Annotated in this window: 17 protein-coding genes; 9 read left to right on the forward strand and 8 right to left on the reverse strand. The window is 67.0% G+C overall.

Annotated features, from left to right (window positions below; genetic code table 11):
* Positions 1-13 precede the first annotated feature (13 nt).
* The gene (locus ACGLHS_RS04530; protein WP_394477254.1) at positions 14-586 is read left to right on the forward strand and encodes a sigma-70 family RNA polymerase sigma factor; all 573 of its coding nucleotides are present in this window, start codon (positions 14-16) and stop codon (positions 584-586) included.
* A 47-nt stretch (positions 587-633) separates the two neighbouring features.
* Here ACGLHS_RS04530 and ACGLHS_RS04535 read toward each other — a convergent pair whose 3' ends face one another.
* On the reverse strand, positions 634-1,128 hold the full coding sequence (locus ACGLHS_RS04535; RefSeq protein ID WP_093237403.1) for a pentapeptide repeat-containing protein: 495 nt from the start codon (positions 1,126-1,128) through the stop codon (positions 634-636).
* A 397-nt stretch (positions 1,129-1,525) separates the two neighbouring features.
* Here ACGLHS_RS04535 and ACGLHS_RS04540 point away from each other — a divergent pair, with 397 nt between their 5' ends.
* Positions 1,526-3,151 (forward strand): phospholipase D family protein, encoded by a 1,626-nt coding sequence (locus ACGLHS_RS04540; protein ID WP_394477257.1) that lies wholly within the window; start codon positions 1,526-1,528, stop codon positions 3,149-3,151.
* A 9-nt stretch (positions 3,152-3,160) separates the two neighbouring features.
* Here ACGLHS_RS04540 and ACGLHS_RS04545 read toward each other — a convergent pair whose 3' ends face one another.
* A complete protein-coding gene (locus ACGLHS_RS04545; protein ID WP_394477259.1) occupies positions 3,161-3,427 on the reverse strand; it encodes a hypothetical protein in 267 nt (88 codons plus the stop codon).
* 296 nt (positions 3,428-3,723) lie between these two features.
* On the opposite strand from ACGLHS_RS04545, the gene ACGLHS_RS04550 reads away from it, so the two are divergent.
* Positions 3,724-5,601, forward strand: coding sequence for a hypothetical protein (locus ACGLHS_RS04550; RefSeq protein WP_394477261.1), 1,878 nt, complete (start codon positions 3,724-3,726; stop codon positions 5,599-5,601).
* Between the two features lie 48 nt (positions 5,602-5,649).
* On the opposite strand, the gene ACGLHS_RS04555 is transcribed toward ACGLHS_RS04550, so the two are convergent.
* The 4 genes from ACGLHS_RS04555 to ACGLHS_RS04570 all read right to left on the reverse strand — a co-directional run bounded on the left by ACGLHS_RS04555 (position 5,650) and on the right by ACGLHS_RS04570 (position 8,088).
* Positions 5,650-6,153 carry a murein hydrolase activator EnvC gene (locus tag ACGLHS_RS04555; RefSeq protein WP_093237406.1) on the reverse strand — a complete coding sequence of 168 codons (504 nt, stop codon included), beginning with the start codon at positions 6,151-6,153 and terminating at the stop codon, positions 5,650-5,652.
* A gap of 156 nt (positions 6,154-6,309) precedes the next feature.
* Positions 6,310-6,798, reverse strand: coding sequence for a CreA family protein (locus tag ACGLHS_RS04560; protein ID WP_093237407.1), 489 nt, complete (start codon positions 6,796-6,798; stop codon positions 6,310-6,312).
* Between the two features lie 8 nt (positions 6,799-6,806).
* On the reverse strand, positions 6,807-7,358 hold the full coding sequence (locus tag ACGLHS_RS04565) for an NUDIX hydrolase (RefSeq protein WP_093237408.1): 552 nt from the start codon (positions 7,356-7,358) through the stop codon (positions 6,807-6,809).
* A 28-nt stretch (positions 7,359-7,386) separates the two neighbouring features.
* Complete coding sequence (locus ACGLHS_RS04570; protein ID WP_093237409.1) at positions 7,387-8,088, reverse strand: fumarylacetoacetate hydrolase family protein; 702 nt, start codon at positions 8,086-8,088, stop codon at positions 7,387-7,389.
* 149 nt (positions 8,089-8,237) lie between these two features.
* Here ACGLHS_RS04570 and ACGLHS_RS04575 point away from each other — a divergent pair, with 149 nt between their 5' ends.
* The 3 genes from ACGLHS_RS04575 to pgeF are packed head-to-tail and all read left to right on the forward strand — an operon-like array spanning position 8,238 to position 10,608.
* Entirely contained in the window at positions 8,238-9,152 is a 915-nt protein-coding gene (locus tag ACGLHS_RS04575; protein WP_394477268.1) for a tetratricopeptide repeat protein, read from the forward strand.
* Between the two features lie 22 nt (positions 9,153-9,174).
* A complete protein-coding gene (gene maiA / locus ACGLHS_RS04580; protein WP_394477270.1) occupies positions 9,175-9,813 on the forward strand; it encodes a maleylacetoacetate isomerase in 639 nt (212 codons plus the stop codon).
* A 15-nt stretch (positions 9,814-9,828) separates the two neighbouring features.
* Positions 9,829-10,608 carry a peptidoglycan editing factor PgeF gene (pgeF, locus tag ACGLHS_RS04585; protein WP_394478169.1) on the forward strand — a complete coding sequence of 260 codons (780 nt, stop codon included), beginning with the start codon at positions 9,829-9,831 and terminating at the stop codon, positions 10,606-10,608.
* On the opposite strand, the gene ACGLHS_RS04590 is transcribed toward pgeF, so the two are convergent.
* Positions 10,540-10,863 carry a hypothetical protein gene (locus tag ACGLHS_RS04590; protein ID WP_394477273.1) on the reverse strand — a complete coding sequence of 108 codons (324 nt, stop codon included), beginning with the start codon at positions 10,861-10,863 and terminating at the stop codon, positions 10,540-10,542. The genes pgeF and ACGLHS_RS04590 overlap by 69 nt on opposite strands.
* 113 nt (positions 10,864-10,976) lie before the next feature.
* Between ACGLHS_RS04590 and phaC the strand changes: the two genes are divergently transcribed.
* Together phaC and ACGLHS_RS04600 are read left to right on the forward strand one after the other, a co-directional pair.
* A complete protein-coding gene (phaC, locus tag ACGLHS_RS04595; protein WP_093237733.1) occupies positions 10,977-12,728 on the forward strand; it encodes a class I poly(R)-hydroxyalkanoic acid synthase in 1,752 nt (583 codons plus the stop codon).
* A gap of 59 nt (positions 12,729-12,787) precedes the next feature.
* The gene (locus ACGLHS_RS04600) at positions 12,788-13,966 is read left to right on the forward strand and encodes an acetyl-CoA C-acetyltransferase (protein WP_093237413.1); all 1,179 of its coding nucleotides are present in this window, start codon (positions 12,788-12,790) and stop codon (positions 13,964-13,966) included.
* Positions 13,967-14,002: 36 nt separating this feature from the next.
* Here ACGLHS_RS04600 and ACGLHS_RS04605 read toward each other — a convergent pair whose 3' ends face one another.
* Complete coding sequence (locus ACGLHS_RS04605) at positions 14,003-14,653, reverse strand: glutathione S-transferase family protein (RefSeq protein WP_394477276.1); 651 nt, start codon at positions 14,651-14,653, stop codon at positions 14,003-14,005.
* A 30-nt stretch (positions 14,654-14,683) separates the two neighbouring features.
* Between ACGLHS_RS04605 and yghU the strand changes: the two genes are divergently transcribed.
* On the forward strand, positions 14,684-15,562 hold the full coding sequence (yghU, locus tag ACGLHS_RS04610; protein WP_394477279.1) for a glutathione-dependent disulfide-bond oxidoreductase: 879 nt from the start codon (positions 14,684-14,686) through the stop codon (positions 15,560-15,562).
* The last annotated feature ends 5 nt before the right edge of the window (positions 15,563-15,567 follow it).

The following is a 15,567-nucleotide window of genomic DNA, read 5'->3' on the forward strand; positions in this document are numbered from 1 at the left end:
CGTCGCCGCCATGATGTCGTTGTCTTGTGTGCCCTGCGGCGATGCCGCAGGGGGAACGGCTGCTGCCACGCCGTCGGATTTCCAGGCGCTGCTGGTGGCGAACTACGTGCCGTTGCACCGCCGGCTCGCGCGGCACCTGGGTTGCGTCGATGCGGCCACCGAAGGCCTGCACGATGCCTGGCTGCGGCTGGCCGACGCGGGGCATGCGGCTCCCGTGCTCAGCCCGGTGGCCTACATCTACCGCGTGGCCTGCAACGCCGCGATGGATCGGGTGCGCGCCGAACGCCCCTGGCAGTACGCGGGCGATGCGGAAGACACGCTCGAGCATCTCGTCGATCAGGCGCCCGGCCCGGAGCTGATCGCCGAGGCCCGCTCCGACTTGAAGGCGGTCGAGCGTGCGATGCGGGGGCTGCCGAACCGGCACCAGGACATCCTGGTCGCATTGCGTGTGCATGAGCTGACGCGCCAGGAGGTGGCGGTGCGGCATGGCCTGTCGCTGCGGCGGGTCGACACCACGCTGCGGCAGGCGTTGCTGCATCTGCCGGTGGGGCGGCTTGCCGCGGCGGGGCATGGGGGCTGCCGCTAGGAGGCCGGGAGGGAAGCGCCGGTGCGTGCCTCGCTTCTTTCAGGTCTTCAGTTGATCCGGGCGTTGGTCAGCTGCATGTCCTCGAACTGGCTCCCCGTGAAGTCGACGCGTTCTCCCACGAGGTCGCGCCCCGTGATCTGCTGGCCCTTGCACCCCGGCAGGCTTACGCCGAGCCATTGGCTGCCGTCGAAATTCAGGTCGGTCCAGGTGCAGTCGGTGAAGACACATGCGCTGAAGTTGCTGCCCTGGAACTGCGAGCGCGAGAAGGTGCAACCCACGAACGTGCATTCGCTGATCCGGATTCTTTGCATCTGGCACAAGCTGAAGGTGCAAGCGCTGAACCGGCAGGCTGTCCACGCCGCGTCCTGGAAGGTCGTCGCAGAGAAACTGCTGCCGCTGAACGAGGTGGATGCGAAGGTGATCAGGTTGAGGTCGAGGCCCGCGTAGGTGTTGCCATCGCTTTCGCCGGCGAGCCCGGCAGGCGCGCCGCCGAGGCCTTTGCGCCATTTGTCGTGGTCCTGGATGATTTGAAGAGAGCTCATAGGGAAGGGGAGTGGCGACCGGGTTCGTGGCGGCAAGCACTTTCCTGGGCTGGCGTGCTTGCTGGCTCGAACCGGAGCGCCTGGGTTGTTGACGGTGAAGTGAAGAAGGGGACACGCGTTGGCGACGCGCGCGCGCCGGCCGGGTGGCAGTCTGGCGCAGGCGGCTGCTCAGCAATGCGAACAATCGTCACCCGGCAACGGGCTTCAAGACGGCCGCAAGAGAACGTGAAGAAATCGCGCGATGGCCGCGCCCGCACCATGCACGGCAACGTGATCGACGCCACCCATTCGACGTGCCCGCAACACCCGTCGCGCGGCTTGCAGCAACTTCAGCGGCTGCATGGTAGAAACCGCCACCCCCCGTTTTCATCCCTTGCGCCGCACCGCCATCGCCCCCATGCCGAACCTCCCTGATCGGGCCGACAAGCCGCATGTCCGGTGGCTGGCGTGGCTGCTGCTCGGCATCGCCGCCTTGTTCCTGGCCGGCTGCGCGGGCCTGCCCACCGACGTGCAGCGCAAGCCTTCCGTGGCCATCACGGACGGGGCCGACACCGTGCTCGGCCGGCTCGTGCAGGCCGCCGCGCCGCCCGGCGAACCGCTGAGCGGCTTCCGGCTGTTGCCGATGCCGCAGTTCTCGCTGCATGCGCGCATCGAGCTGGCGCGCCGCGCGCAGCGCTCCATCGACGTGCAGTACTACCTCGTGCAGAACGACGAGACCGGGCGCTACCTCTTGCGTGCGCTGCGCGATGCGGCCGACCGGGGCGTGCGCGTGCGGCTGCTGGTGGACGACCTCTACACCGCTGGCGCCGATCCGCTCTTCACCAGCTTCGCGTCGCATCCGAACGTGGAGGTGCGGTTGTTCAACCCGTTCCCCGCGGGGCGCGACCGCTTCGGCACGCGGCTGGCCGCGTCGTTTCTCGATCTGGACCGTATTCACCGGCGCATGCACAACAAGCTGTACGTGGTGGACAACACGATGGCGGTGATGGGCGGGCGCAACATGGCCAACGAGTATTTCCTGCGCGATGGCGGCTCGAACTTCATCGACATCGACACGCTGGTGGCCGGGGCCGTGGTGCCCAAGCTGTCGTCGCTGTTCGACATGTACTGGAACAGCCCGTACGTCTACCCGATCGAGTCGCTGGTGGCGCGCGGCAGCGACACGCCGCAGCAACTGCGCGAGCGCTTCGACCGGCTGACCACCGGGCCGGCCGAGCTGCATCCAGAGGCGCCCGGCTCCACCGACCTGCTGGGCAACAACCCGCTGGCCAAGGACCTGGACGCGGGCGTGCTCAAGCTCACGTGGGCGCGCGCCGAGGCCTACGCCGATCCGCCCGACAAGGCGCTCGCGCCGACCGAAGAGGGGCGCGGCCCGCCTGCCGACGAGTCGAAAGACAGCGTGCTCTACAACGTGCGGCGCTACGTGCGCGGCGCCGAGAACGAGGTCATGCAGACCACGCCCTACCTGATTCCGGGGCGCGGCGGCATGGAGACGATCCGCCTCGTGCGTGGCAATGGCGTGAGCTACACCATCGTCACCAACTCGCTGGCGGCCACCGACGAATCGCTGGTGCACATCGGCTACCGCCGCTACCGCGCCGAGATGCTGCGGCTGGGCGTGGAGCTGTACGAACTGAGCCCCAAGCGCGTGGAGCAGACCCAGCGCTTCGGCATGTACGGCTCGGCCAGCGGGCGGCTGCATGGCAAGTCGGCCGTGGTCGACCGCAAGATCGTGTTCATCGGCTCGATGAATTTCGACCCGCGCTCGATGCTGCACAACACCGAGATCGGCATCTTCATCTTCAGCCCGCAGATTGCGCAGCAGCTCACCAGCCTGATCGGCTTCATCCGGCTGGACGGTGCCTACCAGTTGCAGCTGGGGCCCACGGGCGCCATCGAGTGGGTGAGCCCGGCCTCGGGGGATGCGGCCGACACCATCCTGCACACCGAGCCCGAAACCCATTTCTGGGCACGCTGGAAGCTCGAGTTGCTGGCACCGCTGGTGCCCGAGAGCCTGCTTTAGGGATTCACCCTATCGAACGGTCGACATGACCGTCGCGCGGCAGCGGGCGCGGTCGAGGTGCGTGGGCAGCACGATGCAGTTGTCGTAGGCACGTTGCTGCATATCGCTCAGCCTCGGCTTCTCGCGCTGAGGTGGCGCTTCCCACTCGGGTGCGTAGTAGGGGCGCCCGGGCGGGGCACCGTAGTACTCGTAGTCGCGATCCCGGCTGTGGCGGGTGGTCTCGCAACCGGCAAGGCACAAGGCCACCAACATTCCACCCCAAGCAAGCAGACGCAAGATTTTTCTCCGTTTCAAGGGGGCGGGCTGCAAAAGGTGCCCGGCCCCGGCAGCGTCGAGCTTAGGTCCGGACAGGCGGCAAAGGCTGAAGGGATGATGAATCGCAGCGCGATGGCCATTCACAACGGCCCGCGGGGCGACATCCTCAAAACAGAGGATGGTGGGGATGAAAGGGGCATCGAAGAATCGCAACGCTCGTGTGACGAGTTGATTCTTTTGTTTGCTCCCTTCATCCAGAACCAACCATGAAAACAAATCCTGCGACTCCGTCTGCTGCTTTCAATCCCTTCATCAAGATGACGCGTTCCGCGTGCGCGGTGGCGCTCCTGGTCTCGCTCGGCGCCTGTGGCGGAGGCGGGGGAGGCGGCGGCGGGTTCGCCGGTTTTCCGGTGGCGAGCGGTGTCGGCAACCCTCCGCCGGCGAGCGATCCGTCGCCGCCGGCCGTGGTGCCCCAGGCCTTCTCGGGCACGGCGGCCGCCGGCCTGCCGCTGTCGGGCAGCGTGACGGTGAAGGATGCGAAGGGCGCGACCAAGACCGTGCCGCTGTCGACCGACGGCAGCTACAAGGTGGACGTGACCGACATGACCGCGCCCTTCGTCTTCCGCGCCGAAGGCACGGTGGGCGGCCAGCGCACGGTGATCCACTCGGCCGCCACGGCCGCCGACGCTAACGGCACCATCAACATCACGCCGCTGACCGACCTCGTGGTGGCCAACATCGCGGGCCGGCTGGCCGACAAGTACTTCGACAGCGGCGACTTCGGCTCGCTGACGGCCGACGCGCTGAAGGCCGAATCCGAGGGCCTGAAGGCCAAGCTGCTGCCGGTGCTGCTGGCCATGGGCGTGGATGCCAGCATCGACCTGCTGCGCACCGCCTTCACGCCGCTGTCGAGCGCGCTGGACAAGGCGCTCGACGTGCTGCGCGTGAGCGTGGACCCGGCGACCAACGTGGCGACCATCACCAACATCGTGACGCAGCAGCAGCTGGTGGACGACCTGGCCGTGAAGGCCGCCGCCGAAAGCGCGACCGTGCCCCTGAGCGGCGACGGCATGGCCACTACGGCGGACGACATCCCGAAGATCCGCAAGGTGCTGTCGGACTTCGCGGGCAAGTTCGCGAACGGCCTGGCGTCGCCGGGCGACCTGACGCCGTTGCTCACGAGCAGCGACCCCGTCACCGGCGCCTACGACTTCCGTTCTTCCGACATGAGCGCCACCGACTTCGTCAATGAATCTGTGGCCGATGTGAACCTTGTCGGCGCCAGCTTCACGGACGTGGTGATCCAGAAGATCAACTACACCATCGACGCCAACAACCAGAGCCCGCGTGCGTTCGTCGAATTCACGCACAAGGACAAGAACGGCGTGGCCTTCAGCAACAACCAGGGCATGCAGATCGTGAAGGGCACCGACGGCAACTGGCGCCTGCGCGGCGACGGGCGCGTGCTGGACCTCAACCCACACGTGCAGGTCATCAAGGACAACGCGACGGGCTGCGTGAGCTCCGCGCTCCAGTTCCTGATCGAAGACCTGAACACCAACAACAGCAGCAACGTCGCGTCGGTGGTCGTCACCGGGCCGGGGCTTCCTTCGGCGGGCCTGCGCCACATGCGGCCGTCGGGTGGTGGCTACTGGCCGCTGCAGGGCTCCAGCACCAACAACTTCTTCTACCTGACGTCGAACTGCAGCAGCAGCAACCTTCCGCCGGGCTTCGTAGCCATGTCGGACAGCGACATCGCAGCCATTCCGGCAACCCCTGAGTACACCTTCACGGCGTACATGGGCGACGGCGTGACGGTGGCGCAGCGCGGTGGCTTCGACATCATCTACAAGCACCGCTTCCACGGCCGGCCGCTCACGCTGGCGGAAACTTCGGCCGTCACCTTCCCGGCCTTCACGACGACGCCGGCCCTGTCTTCCTACAACGGTGGCAGCGATTTCACGGTCAGCGCGACGGGCCTGAACCCCGGCTTTGCGGCCGAGTTCTTCCTGAACCTGTTCGCGAGCCCGACCGACAGTTCGCTGGACCGGACCGACCTCGCGCCATCGACCGCGGGCACTGCGTCGAAGACCTTCAACCTGCCGGCCACATCGGGTCCGGTCGTCTACCGGAACATGTTCGTCAGCACCTATGACGCGAACTGGCGCGACATCGTGGTGAGGGCCCAGAACTGACGCATTGAAAAAAAGCCCCCGGAAGGGGGCTTTTTGTCGGGAGAAGAACTACTGCTGCATCAGCCCGTTGAGATAGGGCTCGGGGTTGACGGCGTTGCCGTTCTTGCGGATCTCGAAGCGCAGCTTGACGCGGTCGGTGTTGCTCTTGCCCATCTCGGCGATCTTCTCGCCCTGGCGCACCACCGCGTTTTCTTTCACGAGGATGGCGCTCAGGTGGGCGTAGGCGGTGAGGTAGGTCTCGTTGTGCTTGACGATCACCATGTTGCCGTAGGCGGGCAGCTCGCCGCCCACGTACACCACGCGGCCATCGGCCGAGGCGACGATCGGGTCGCCGAGCCGGCCGGCGATGTCGATGCCCTTGTTGCTCACGCCGTCGAAGCGCGAGATGACATTGCCGGCGGCGGGCCGGATGAACAGGGCCTGGCGCTGCACCGGCGGTGTGGCGACGGGGCCCGTGCGTTGCGGCGTGAGGTCGACCGTGGTGCAGGCCGCGAGGCTTGCGGCCACCAGCGCTGCGGCAGCGGAGCGGAAAACAAAAGTCTGAAGATGCATGGCGCTGTGTTGGAACGGATTCGTTGAGGAGGGTTCCTTCGGACTGGCGCGCCGGGCGTGCCAGCCGGACGATGCTAGCAAACTCGCGCGGCAGACCTGCGGGAAGAACCTTGCGCGAAGCGAAGGGCCATTGGCATCGGGCCGGTGGCCGCCGCGCTACTTGAGCGGGATCGGCGTGCCGCGGTCGATGGGCACCGCCGTCACGCTGTTCTTGGGCGAACCGTCGATCAGCAGGTCGGAGTAGGTCAGGTAGACCAGCGTGTTGCGCTTGGGATCGACCATGCGCACCACGCGCAGCCGCTTGAACAGCACCGACAGCCGCTCGCTGTAGACCTCTTCACGCTTGGGCAGCGGCTGCGTGATGCTGACCGGGCCGACCTGGCGGCAGGCGATGGAGGCCTCGGCCTTGTCCTCGGCCACGCCGAAGGCGCCGGCCAGCCCGCCGGTCTTGGCGCGCGAGACATAGCAGGTCACGCCGCTGACCTTGGGGTCGTCGTAGGCCTCGATCACGATCTTGTGGTCGGGGCCGATGAGCTTGAAGGCGGTGTCGACTTCGCCCACCGTGTCCGCCCTGGCCGCGGATGCCGCCAGCGCAAAGCCGAGGCTGGCGCCGCAGAGAAGGGTGGCGCGGAGTGTCTTGTTCATGGGGGAGGTCAAACGATGCTGAGTTCGTGCACGCGGTCGAAGGCGCCGCGCCGCCGGTCGGCGAAGTAGTGCTCGAGGGTTTCGCGCACGGTGCGAAAGGCGATCTCGTCCCAGGGAATCTCTTCCTCGGTGAAGAGCCTGGCCTCGATGGTCTCGTGGCCGGGGTCGAACTTGTCGTCGAGCAGCCGGGCGCGGTAGAACAGGTGCACCTGGCCCACGCGCACCACGCTGATCACCGAGAACAGCCCTTCGAGCTCGAAGTTGGCGCCGGCCTCTTCGTCGGTCTCGCGGGCCGCGCCCTGGGCGGTGGTTTCCTCGAGTTCCATGAAGCCGGCGGGCAGCGTCCACTTGCCCCAGCGCGGTTCGATGTTGCGCTTGCACAGCAGCACCTTGTCGCCCAGCACGGGGATGGTGCCGACCACGTTCAGCGGGTTTTCGTAGTGGATCGTGTGGCAGGCCGGGCAGACGGCGCGCGGCTTGGTGTCGCCGTCGTCCGGAATGCGGTAGACCACCGCGGTGCCGCAGTTCTTGCAATGCTTGATGGGTACGCGCAGGAGCATGTGGCCGTCTTCGTGTCTTCGGTGGTCTTCAGACGACCTTGACGGTCAGCTTCGGCAGGCCGGCCACTTCACCCACGAGGGTGTCGCCGGCCACCACGGCCGCCACGCCTTCGGGCGTGCCCGTGAAGATCAGGTCGCCGGGTTGCAGCTCCCAGGCGGCCGAGAGGTGCTCGATGGTTTCGGCCACGTTCCAGATCAGCTTGCTCACGTTGCTGCGCTGGCGGTCGGTGCCGTTGACCTGCACCGAGATCTCGGCCTTTTCGGCGTCGCCGGCCTGTGCCACGGGCACGATCGGGCCGATGGGCGCGCTCTGCTCGAAGCTCTTGCCGATGTCCCAGGGGCGGCCCTGCTTCTTCATGTCGTTCTGCAGGTCGCGGCGCGTCATATCGAGGCCGACGGCGTAGCCGTAGATGTGCTTGTGCGCATCGGCCGCCTTGATGTTTTTACCGCCGGTGCCAATGGCCACCACGAGTTCGATCTCGTGGTGCAGGTTCTTGGTGAGCGTGGGGTAGGCCATGGTGCCGGTCTGGCCCGCATCGACCACCACCACCGCGTCGGCCGGCTTCATGAAGAAGAAGGGCGGTTCGCGGCCGGTGAAACCCATTTCCTTGGCGTGATCTTCGTAGTTGCGGCCCACGCAGTAGATGCGGTGCACGGGAAAGCGGGCGGGCTGGCCGACCACCGGAATCGAAACCGTGGCGGGCGGGGCGAAAACAAACTCGGAAGCCATTGCGACGTGTCCTTTTTCAGCGAAACCTGTGGGGAGACCGGCAGTGTGCCAGAGGCGAAGCGGCGTTGCCGCAGCGGCTCGCCCGGGATTGGCGGGCGGCCCACAATAGACGCCCCGCGCGTTTCTTCGTTCCTTTCGGTTTTTTCACCATGCCCCTTCGACTCGGCAAAGCCGGCAAAGCCACGGCCCTCAACGAACTCGGTCGCCAGCGCGACGAAGACGGCGACCAGGACGGCGCGCTCGAGGCCTACCTGCAGGCCGGCAAGGCCCACCCGTATTGGGCCGTGCCCTGGTTCAACGCCGGCCTGATCCACAAGTACCGCGGCGATTGGGCGGCCTCGCTGGCTGCCAACGCCGAGGCGGTGCGCCGCGACCCCGGCAACGAGGGCGCGCTGTGGAACCTCGGCATTGCCGCCACGGCGCTGGGCGACTGGGCCACGGCGCGGCGCGCGTGGCAGCAGTACGGCGTCGGCGTGCCCGATGGCGACGGGCCGGTCGACTTCTTCATCGGCCTGACACCGATCCGCGTGCACGGCGACGAAGCCAGCGAGGTCGTCTGGTCGGACCGCATCGACCCGGCGCGCGCAATCTTGCGCAACGTGCCGACGCCCGCCTGCGGACACCGCTACGGCGACCTCGTGCTGCACGACGGCGCGGCCAACGGCTACCGCCTGCGCGGCGAGCGCGAGGTGCCGGTGTTCGATGCGCTGGAATTGATCGCGCCCTCGGCCTTCGCGACCTACGAGGTGTCGATCGGGGACGCGACGAGCGAAGACATCGACGCGCTCATCAAGCGCTTCGAGGCCGCGGGCGGCAGCGCCGAAAACTGGAGCACCAGCATGCAGGTGCTCTGCAAGGCGTGCTCCGAAGGGCGTCCCTACGGCGAGGGACACGACCACCCGCCCGGCGAGGCCCCCGGCACCACAGGTCCCTGGCGCGTCGGCATCGCCGCGCGCGAGGAGGCCGAGGCCCGGCGCACCCTCGAAGAATGGCGCGCCACCACCACCCCGAAAGCCGGCTTGCACGACCTGCGTTGCGTGCTGCCGGCTGTTGCGCGCTCGTGACGGGCGCTATGCTTGGAAAACCATGAAGCTTCATAACTATTTCCGCTCCTCCGCCTCGTTCCGCGTGCGCATCGCCCTCAACCTGAAGGGCCTCGATTTCGACTACGTTCCCGTGCACATCGCACGCGGCGACCACCGCACCGGCCCGTACTCCGCGATCTCGGCCGACATGCTGGTGCCGCTGCTCGAAGACGAAGGCGAGCGCTTCTCGCAATCGATGGCCATCATCGAATACCTGGAAGACACGCACCCCGAGCCGGCGCTGTTGCCCAGTGACCCGGTCGGCCGCGCCCACGTGCGCGCGCTGGCGCAGTCGATTGCCTGCGAGATCCATCCGCTCAACAACCTGCGCGTGCTCAAGTACCTCGTGAAGGAGCTCAAGCTCGACGACGCGGCCAAGAACGAGTGGTACCGCCACTGGGTGCGCGACGGCATGCTGGCCTTCGAGCGCCAATTGGCCCTGTACCCCGGCAGTACCTACTGCTATGGCAACACGCCCACCATGGCCGATTGCTGCCTCGTGCCGCAGGTTTTCAACGGCCGCCGCTTCGATTGCGACTTCAGCGGCCTGCCGCGCAGCATGGCCGCCTTTGAGGCCTGCATGGAACTCGACGCCTTCCAGCGCGCCCAGCCTTCGCAGGCCCCCGACGCGGAAGCCTGATTGAGCGCCGCCACCATGGACGCGCACTGGCTCGTGCCGGACTGGCCCGCGCCGCCGAATGTGCGGGCCGCATGCACCACGCGCGAGGGCGGTGTTTCGCAGGGGCGCTATGCGAGCCTGAACCTCGGCGATCACGTGGGCGATCTGGCGGCGGACGTGGCCACGAACCGCGACCGCTTGCGGCAGGCCATCGGCGCGCAGCCGGTCTTTCTGCAGCAGGTGCATGGCACCGGCGTCGTGGCACTCGATGCGGGTCAGGACATCGTGCGCGACGGCACGGCGGCCGATGCCTGCACCGCCACGGCGATCGGCCTGGCCTGCACGATCATGGTCGCCGATTGCCTGCCCGTGCTTTTCACCGACGAGGCGGGCGAGCGGGTGGCTGCCGCCCACGCCGGCTGGCGCGGCCTGGCCGGTGGCGTGCTCGAGCAGGCGGCCCGATGCTTCACGCCTGAATCGAATGCAGCGCCTGCGCACCGCGCTAGCAAAGTCATAGCGTGGCTCGGGCCCTGCATCGGCCCGAAGGCTTTCGAGGTCGGTGCGGAGGTCAAGGCAGCTTTCGAGGCCCATGCGCCTGAAGCCGCGGCTTGCTTCCAACCCGCGCAGGCGCCCGGCAAATGGCTGGCCGACCTGCCCGCGCTGGCGCGCCAGCGGCTGCGTGCGGTGGGTGTCGAAGCGGTTTACGGCAATGACGGCAGCGACGGCTGGTGCACCGTCAGCCAGCCATCACGGTTCTTTTCGCACCGGCGCGACGGCATCAGCGGGCGCTTCGCCGCCCTGGTCTGGAAGGTCTGACGCCGCCTGGGCAGCTGCCGCTTCGGCAGCGGCTGCGCGGCGTGCCGCCTCTTGCGCCTCGGCCTCGCGCTGCTTGATCGCGCGGCGCCGGCCCGGCGTGCCCATCAGGTAAACCACCAGTGCCACCGGCGCCAAACCGTACAAAAGAAATGTGAAGATGGCACCCAGCACGGTGCCCGTGGTGGCGGTGGCTTCGGCCACGGCCATCATCACGGCCACGTAGAGCCAGCCGATCACGATCAGATGGATGAACACAAGAAGTTTCAGTCGGTAAGAGGAAAGAGCGGCGTTGTCGGTGCCGTGCGAATGCAGGATACTTAAATCACGCACCCATCCGGATTCGATTCAGGCGAGGACCAGGAGACATGATGAAGCAACAAGCGACGGGGGCGGATGCATTCGCGCCCTTCCAGAAGGCACTTTCACAGGGATGGACCCAGGCGCTGGAATCATTCCAGCAGTCCGCCGCGCAGGGGGCCACGGCCTTCAATGCCGGTGGCAGTCCGCTATGGCAACTGCCGCACCCGGCCAAGCTGCCCGAGCTGCCCAAGTTCTCCATCGACCCCGAGAAGCTGCAATCCATCCAGCAGCAATACATGGCCGAAGCCACCGAACTCTGGCGCAATGGCCTTCATGCCAAGCCCGAGGGCGACAAGCGCTTTGCCAGCGAAGCCTGGGGCAGCAACCCCCTGGCAGCCTTCTCGGCCGCCGTGTACCTGCTCAATGGCCGCACCATGCTGAGCATGGCCGAGTCGATCGACGCCGACGAGAAAACCAAGGCCCGCCTGCGCTTCGCCGTCGAGCAGTGGATGGCCGCCGCGTCGCCCAGCAACTCGCTGGCCTTCAACGCCGAAGCGCAGAAGAAGGCGATCGAGACGCAGGGCGAGAGCATTGCCAAGGGCATCCAGAACCTGCTGAACGACGTCAAGCAGGGCCACCTCAGCATGACCGACGAGAGCGCCTTCGAAGTGGGGCGCAACGTGGCCACCACCGAAGGCGCCGTGGTGTTCGAGAACGAGCTGTTCCAGCTGCTCGAATACAAGCCGCTCACCGCCAAGGTGTACGAGCGGCCGTTCCTGCTGGTGCCGCCGTGCATCAACAAGTTCTACATCCTCGACCTGCAGCCCGAGAACTCGCTGATCCGCTATGCGAACGAGCAGGGCCATCGCGTGTTCGTGGTGAGCTGGCGCAACCCCGACGAGTCGCTCGACAAGGCCACCTGGGACGACTACATCGAGAACGCCGCCATCAAGGCGATCCACATCGCGCAGGAAATCAGCGGCAGCAAGCAGATCAACGCGCTGGGCTTCTGCGTGGGCGGCACCATCCTGAGCACCGCGCTGGCCGTGCTTGCGGCGCGCGGCGAGAAGCCGGCCGCGTCGGTCACGCTGCTGACCACGTTCCTCGACTTCAGCGACACCGGCATCCTCGACATCTTCGTGGACGAGGCCATGGTGGCGTACCGCGAAATGCAGCTCGGCAAGGGCGGGCTGCTGCCCGGCGGTGACCTCGCCTCGACATTCAGCTTTCTGCGGCCGAACGATCTCGTGTGGAACTACGTGGTCGGCAACTACCTCAAGGGCGAGACCCCGCCGCCGTTCGACCTGCTGTACTGGAACAGCGACGCCACCAACCTGCCGGGCCCGTTCTACGCCTGGTATCTGCGCAACACGTACCACGAGAACAAGCTTGCCAAGCCGAACGCGCTCACGGTGTGCGGCGAAAAAATCGACCTGGGCCGCATCGACATCCCGGCCTACATCTACGGCTCGCGCGAAGACCACATCGTGCCCATCGGCGGCGCCTACGCATCGACACAGCTGCTGCCGGGCAAGAAGCGCTTCGTCATGGGCGCATCGGGCCACATCGCCGGCGTGATCAACCCGCCCGTGAAGAAAAAGCGCAGCCACTGGATTCGCGAAGACGGCAAGTTTCCCCGCACGCAGGCCGAATGGCTCTCGGGCGCGCAGGAGCACCCCGGCAGTTGGTGGACCGACTGGGCACAATGGCTCAAGGGCCACGCGGGCAAGCAGGTTCCGGCCCCCAAGGCCTACGGCAACGGCAAGGCCTACAAGGCCATCGAGCCGGCGCCTGGCCGCTACGTCAAGGCCAAGGCCTGACCGCCCCCCCCCACGCATTCACCTTCATCAGATTTCAAATCACTTCAACGGAGAACCTCATGGAAGACATCGTCATCGTTTCGGCAGCACGCACGGCGGTCGGCAAGTTCGGCGGCTCGCTCGCCGGCATTGCGGCCACGGAGCTGGGCGCCATCGTCATCAAGGAAGTGATTGCACGTGCCAACCTCACGGCCGACCAGGTCGGCGAGGCCATCATGGGCCAGGTGCTGGCGGCCGGTGCCGGCCAGAACCCCGCTCGCCAGGCATGGCTCAAGGGCGGCGGTACCAAGGAAACGCCGGCGCTCACCATCAATGCCGTGTGCGGCTCGGGCCTGAAGGCCGTGATGCTCGCGGCGCAGGCCGTGGCCACGGGCGACAGCGACATCGTCATTGCCGGCGGCCAGGAAAACATGAGCGCCGCACCGCACGTGCTGCCCAACTCGCGCAACGGCCAGCGCATGGGCGACTGGAAGCTGGTCGACACCATGATCGTGGACGGCCTGTGGGACGTCTACAACCAGTACCACATGGGCATCACCGCCGAGAACGTGGCCAAGAAGTACGGCATCGACCGCGCCGCGCAAGACGAACTGGCGCTCGCCAGCCAGACCAAGGCTGCCGCCGCACAGGACGCCGGCAAGTTCAAGGACGAGATCGTCGGCGTGAGCATTCCGCAGAAGAAGGGCGACCCCATCGTCTTCAACACCGACGAGTTCATCAACCGCAAGACCAGCGCCGAAGGCCTGGCCGGCCTGCGCCCCGCCTTCGACAAGGCCGGCGGCGTGACCGCGGGCAATGCCTCGGGCCTGAACGACGGGGCAGCAGCCGTGATGGTGATGACGGCCAAGAAGGCCGCCGCGCTGGGCCTGAAGCCCCTGGGCCGCATCGCCAGCTACGCCACCGCCGGCCTCGACCCCGCCATCATGGGCATGGGCCCGGTGCCCGCGTCGACCAAGGCACTGCAGCGCGCCGGCTGGAAGGCCGCCGACCTCGACCTGCTCGAAATCAACGAAGCCTTCGCCGCGCAGGCCTGCGCCGTGAACAAGGAAATGGGCTGGGACATCAGCAAGGTGAACGTGAACGGCGGCGCCATCGCCATCGGCCACCCCATCGGCGCGTCGGGCTGCCGCATCCTGGTGACGCTGCTGCACGAAATGCAGCGCCGGGATGCCAAGAAGGGCATTGCCTCGCTGTGCATTGGCGGCGGCATGGGCGTGGCGCTGACCATCGAGCGCTGATCGCAGCAGGGCGCTGGCGCCCGTCGATGTTGCCGCCTAGCGCGACATCGACGGCCGCTGCGCCATCGCAGCGCGCCAGCGCAACAGCTCGGGGTGCTGCTCCCCGGGCTTGACCCGCACCACGCGGGCAAAGTCCACCGCCACCACCGCGGTGATGTCGGCAATGCTGAACCGGTCGGTCGCGATGAAGTCGCGGCCGATCAGCCGTGCGTTCAGCGTCTCGAAGAACTGGTGCACCCGTGCCAACCCGCGCTGCGCCAGTTCGGGGATCTGGGCGTAGTTCACCGGCCCGGGCAGCGCCCGGTCGGCCATGGCGGGCGAGCCGTTGCGCAGCGTCTCGGCAATGGCCAGCAGGCCTTCGAATTCGATGCGCCAGTTCCAGCTGGCGATCTCGGCCTTTTCCCTTGGCGTGCTGCCCATCAGGGGCGGCTGCGGGCAGTGGGCTTCCAGCCATGCCGCGATGCCGGCGTTGTCGGTCAGCAGCAACCCGTCTTCTTCGCCATCGCTGCCGTCGATGCGCAGTGCCGGCACCGTGCATTGCGGGTTGATCGCGCGGTAGGCGGCGCCCAGTTGCTCGCCATGCACCAGGTCGATCTGCACCGTTTCGTGGGCAATGCCCTTTTCGGCCAGCAGGATGCGCGCGCGCCGCGGGCTGGGTGCGGTTGCGCAGTCGTAGAGAATGATCATCGTCCGTCCAACTCCTTGGGAACACATCGCATGAATGGCACCACGGCCTACACGCCGCCCACCGTCTGGTCCTGGAACAAGGAAAGCGGCGGCCGCTTCGCGAACATCAATCGTCCGATCGCTGGCGCCACGCACGAGAAAGACCTGCCGGTGGGCCGGCATCCGCTGCAACTCTATTCGCTGGCGACGCCCAATGGGGTGAAAGTGACGGTGATGCTCGAAGAGTTGCTGGCGCTGGGCCACGCCGGCGCCGAATACGACGCCTGGCTGATCCGCATCAGCGACGGCGACCAGTTCGGCAGTGGCTTCGTGGCGGTGAACCCGAACTCCAAGATTCCCGCGCTGATGGACCACAGCGGCGACACGCCCATCCGCGTGTTCGAGTCGGGTGCGATCCTGCAGTACCTGGCTGAAAAGTTCGGCGGCGCCTTTTTTCCGACCGAACGGGCGGCTCGCGCCGAATGCCTGTCGTGGCTGTTCTGGCAGATGGGCAGCGCGCCGTACCTGGGTGGCGGCTTCGGGCACTTCTATGCCTACGCGCCCACGAAGATCGAATACGCGATCGACCGCTTCGCCATGGAGGTCAAGCGCCAGCTCGACGTGCTCGACCGGCAGCTGGCCGAGAGCCGCTACCTGGCAGGCGACGACTACACCATCGCCGACATGGCCGTCTGGCCCTGGTACGGCACGCTCGCCAAGGGGCAGTTGTACGAGGCGGGCGAGTTCCTCCAGGTGGGCGAATACAAGAACGTGCTGCGCTGGACCGACGAGATCGCCAAGCGCCCGGCAGTGCAACGAGGTCGCATGGTCAATCGCGCCTGGGGCCAGCCGAGCAGCCAACTGCACGAGCGCCACGACGCACGCGACTTCGAGACCCGGACGCAAGACAAGCTCGAAACACCCACCTGAACACG

This window comes from Variovorax sp. VaC1 (assembly GCF_043658315.1).
Taxonomy (GTDB): domain Bacteria; phylum Pseudomonadota; class Gammaproteobacteria; order Burkholderiales; family Burkholderiaceae_C; genus Variovorax.

Coding starts and splice junctions, on each gene's coding strand:
- ACGLHS_RS04600 (WP_093237413.1), top strand. CDS start 12,788: ATGGAAGACATCGTCATCGTTTCGGCAGCACGCACGGCGGTCGGCAAG.
- ACGLHS_RS04560 (WP_093237407.1), bottom strand. CDS start 6,798: ATGAACAAGACACTCCGCGCCACCCTTCTCTGCGGCGCCAGCCTCGGC.
- ACGLHS_RS04530 (WP_394477254.1), top strand. CDS start 14: ATGTCGTTGTCTTGTGTGCCCTGCGGCGATGCCGCAGGGGGAACGGCT.
- ACGLHS_RS04555 (WP_093237406.1), bottom strand. CDS start 6,153: ATGCATCTTCAGACTTTTGTTTTCCGCTCCGCTGCCGCAGCGCTGGTG.
- ACGLHS_RS04575 (WP_394477268.1), top strand. CDS start 8,238: ATGCCCCTTCGACTCGGCAAAGCCGGCAAAGCCACGGCCCTCAACGAA.
- phaC (WP_093237733.1), top strand. CDS start 10,977: ATGAAGCAACAAGCGACGGGGGCGGATGCATTCGCGCCCTTCCAGAAG.
- pgeF (WP_394478169.1), top strand. CDS start 9,829: ATGGACGCGCACTGGCTCGTGCCGGACTGGCCCGCGCCGCCGAATGTG.
- ACGLHS_RS04565 (WP_093237408.1), bottom strand. CDS start 7,358: ATGCTCCTGCGCGTACCCATCAAGCATTGCAAGAACTGCGGCACCGCG.
- ACGLHS_RS04605 (WP_394477276.1), bottom strand. CDS start 14,653: ATGATCATTCTCTACGACTGCGCAACCGCACCCAGCCCGCGGCGCGCG.
- ACGLHS_RS04540 (WP_394477257.1), top strand. CDS start 1,526: ATGCCGAACCTCCCTGATCGGGCCGACAAGCCGCATGTCCGGTGGCTG.
- ACGLHS_RS04550 (WP_394477261.1), top strand. CDS start 3,724: ATGACGCGTTCCGCGTGCGCGGTGGCGCTCCTGGTCTCGCTCGGCGCC.
- maiA (WP_394477270.1), top strand. CDS start 9,175: ATGAAGCTTCATAACTATTTCCGCTCCTCCGCCTCGTTCCGCGTGCGC.
- yghU (WP_394477279.1), top strand. CDS start 14,684: ATGAATGGCACCACGGCCTACACGCCGCCCACCGTCTGGTCCTGGAAC.
- ACGLHS_RS04535 (WP_093237403.1), bottom strand. CDS start 1,128: ATGAGCTCTCTTCAAATCATCCAGGACCACGACAAATGGCGCAAAGGC.
- ACGLHS_RS04570 (WP_093237409.1), bottom strand. CDS start 8,088: ATGGCTTCCGAGTTTGTTTTCGCCCCGCCCGCCACGGTTTCGATTCCG.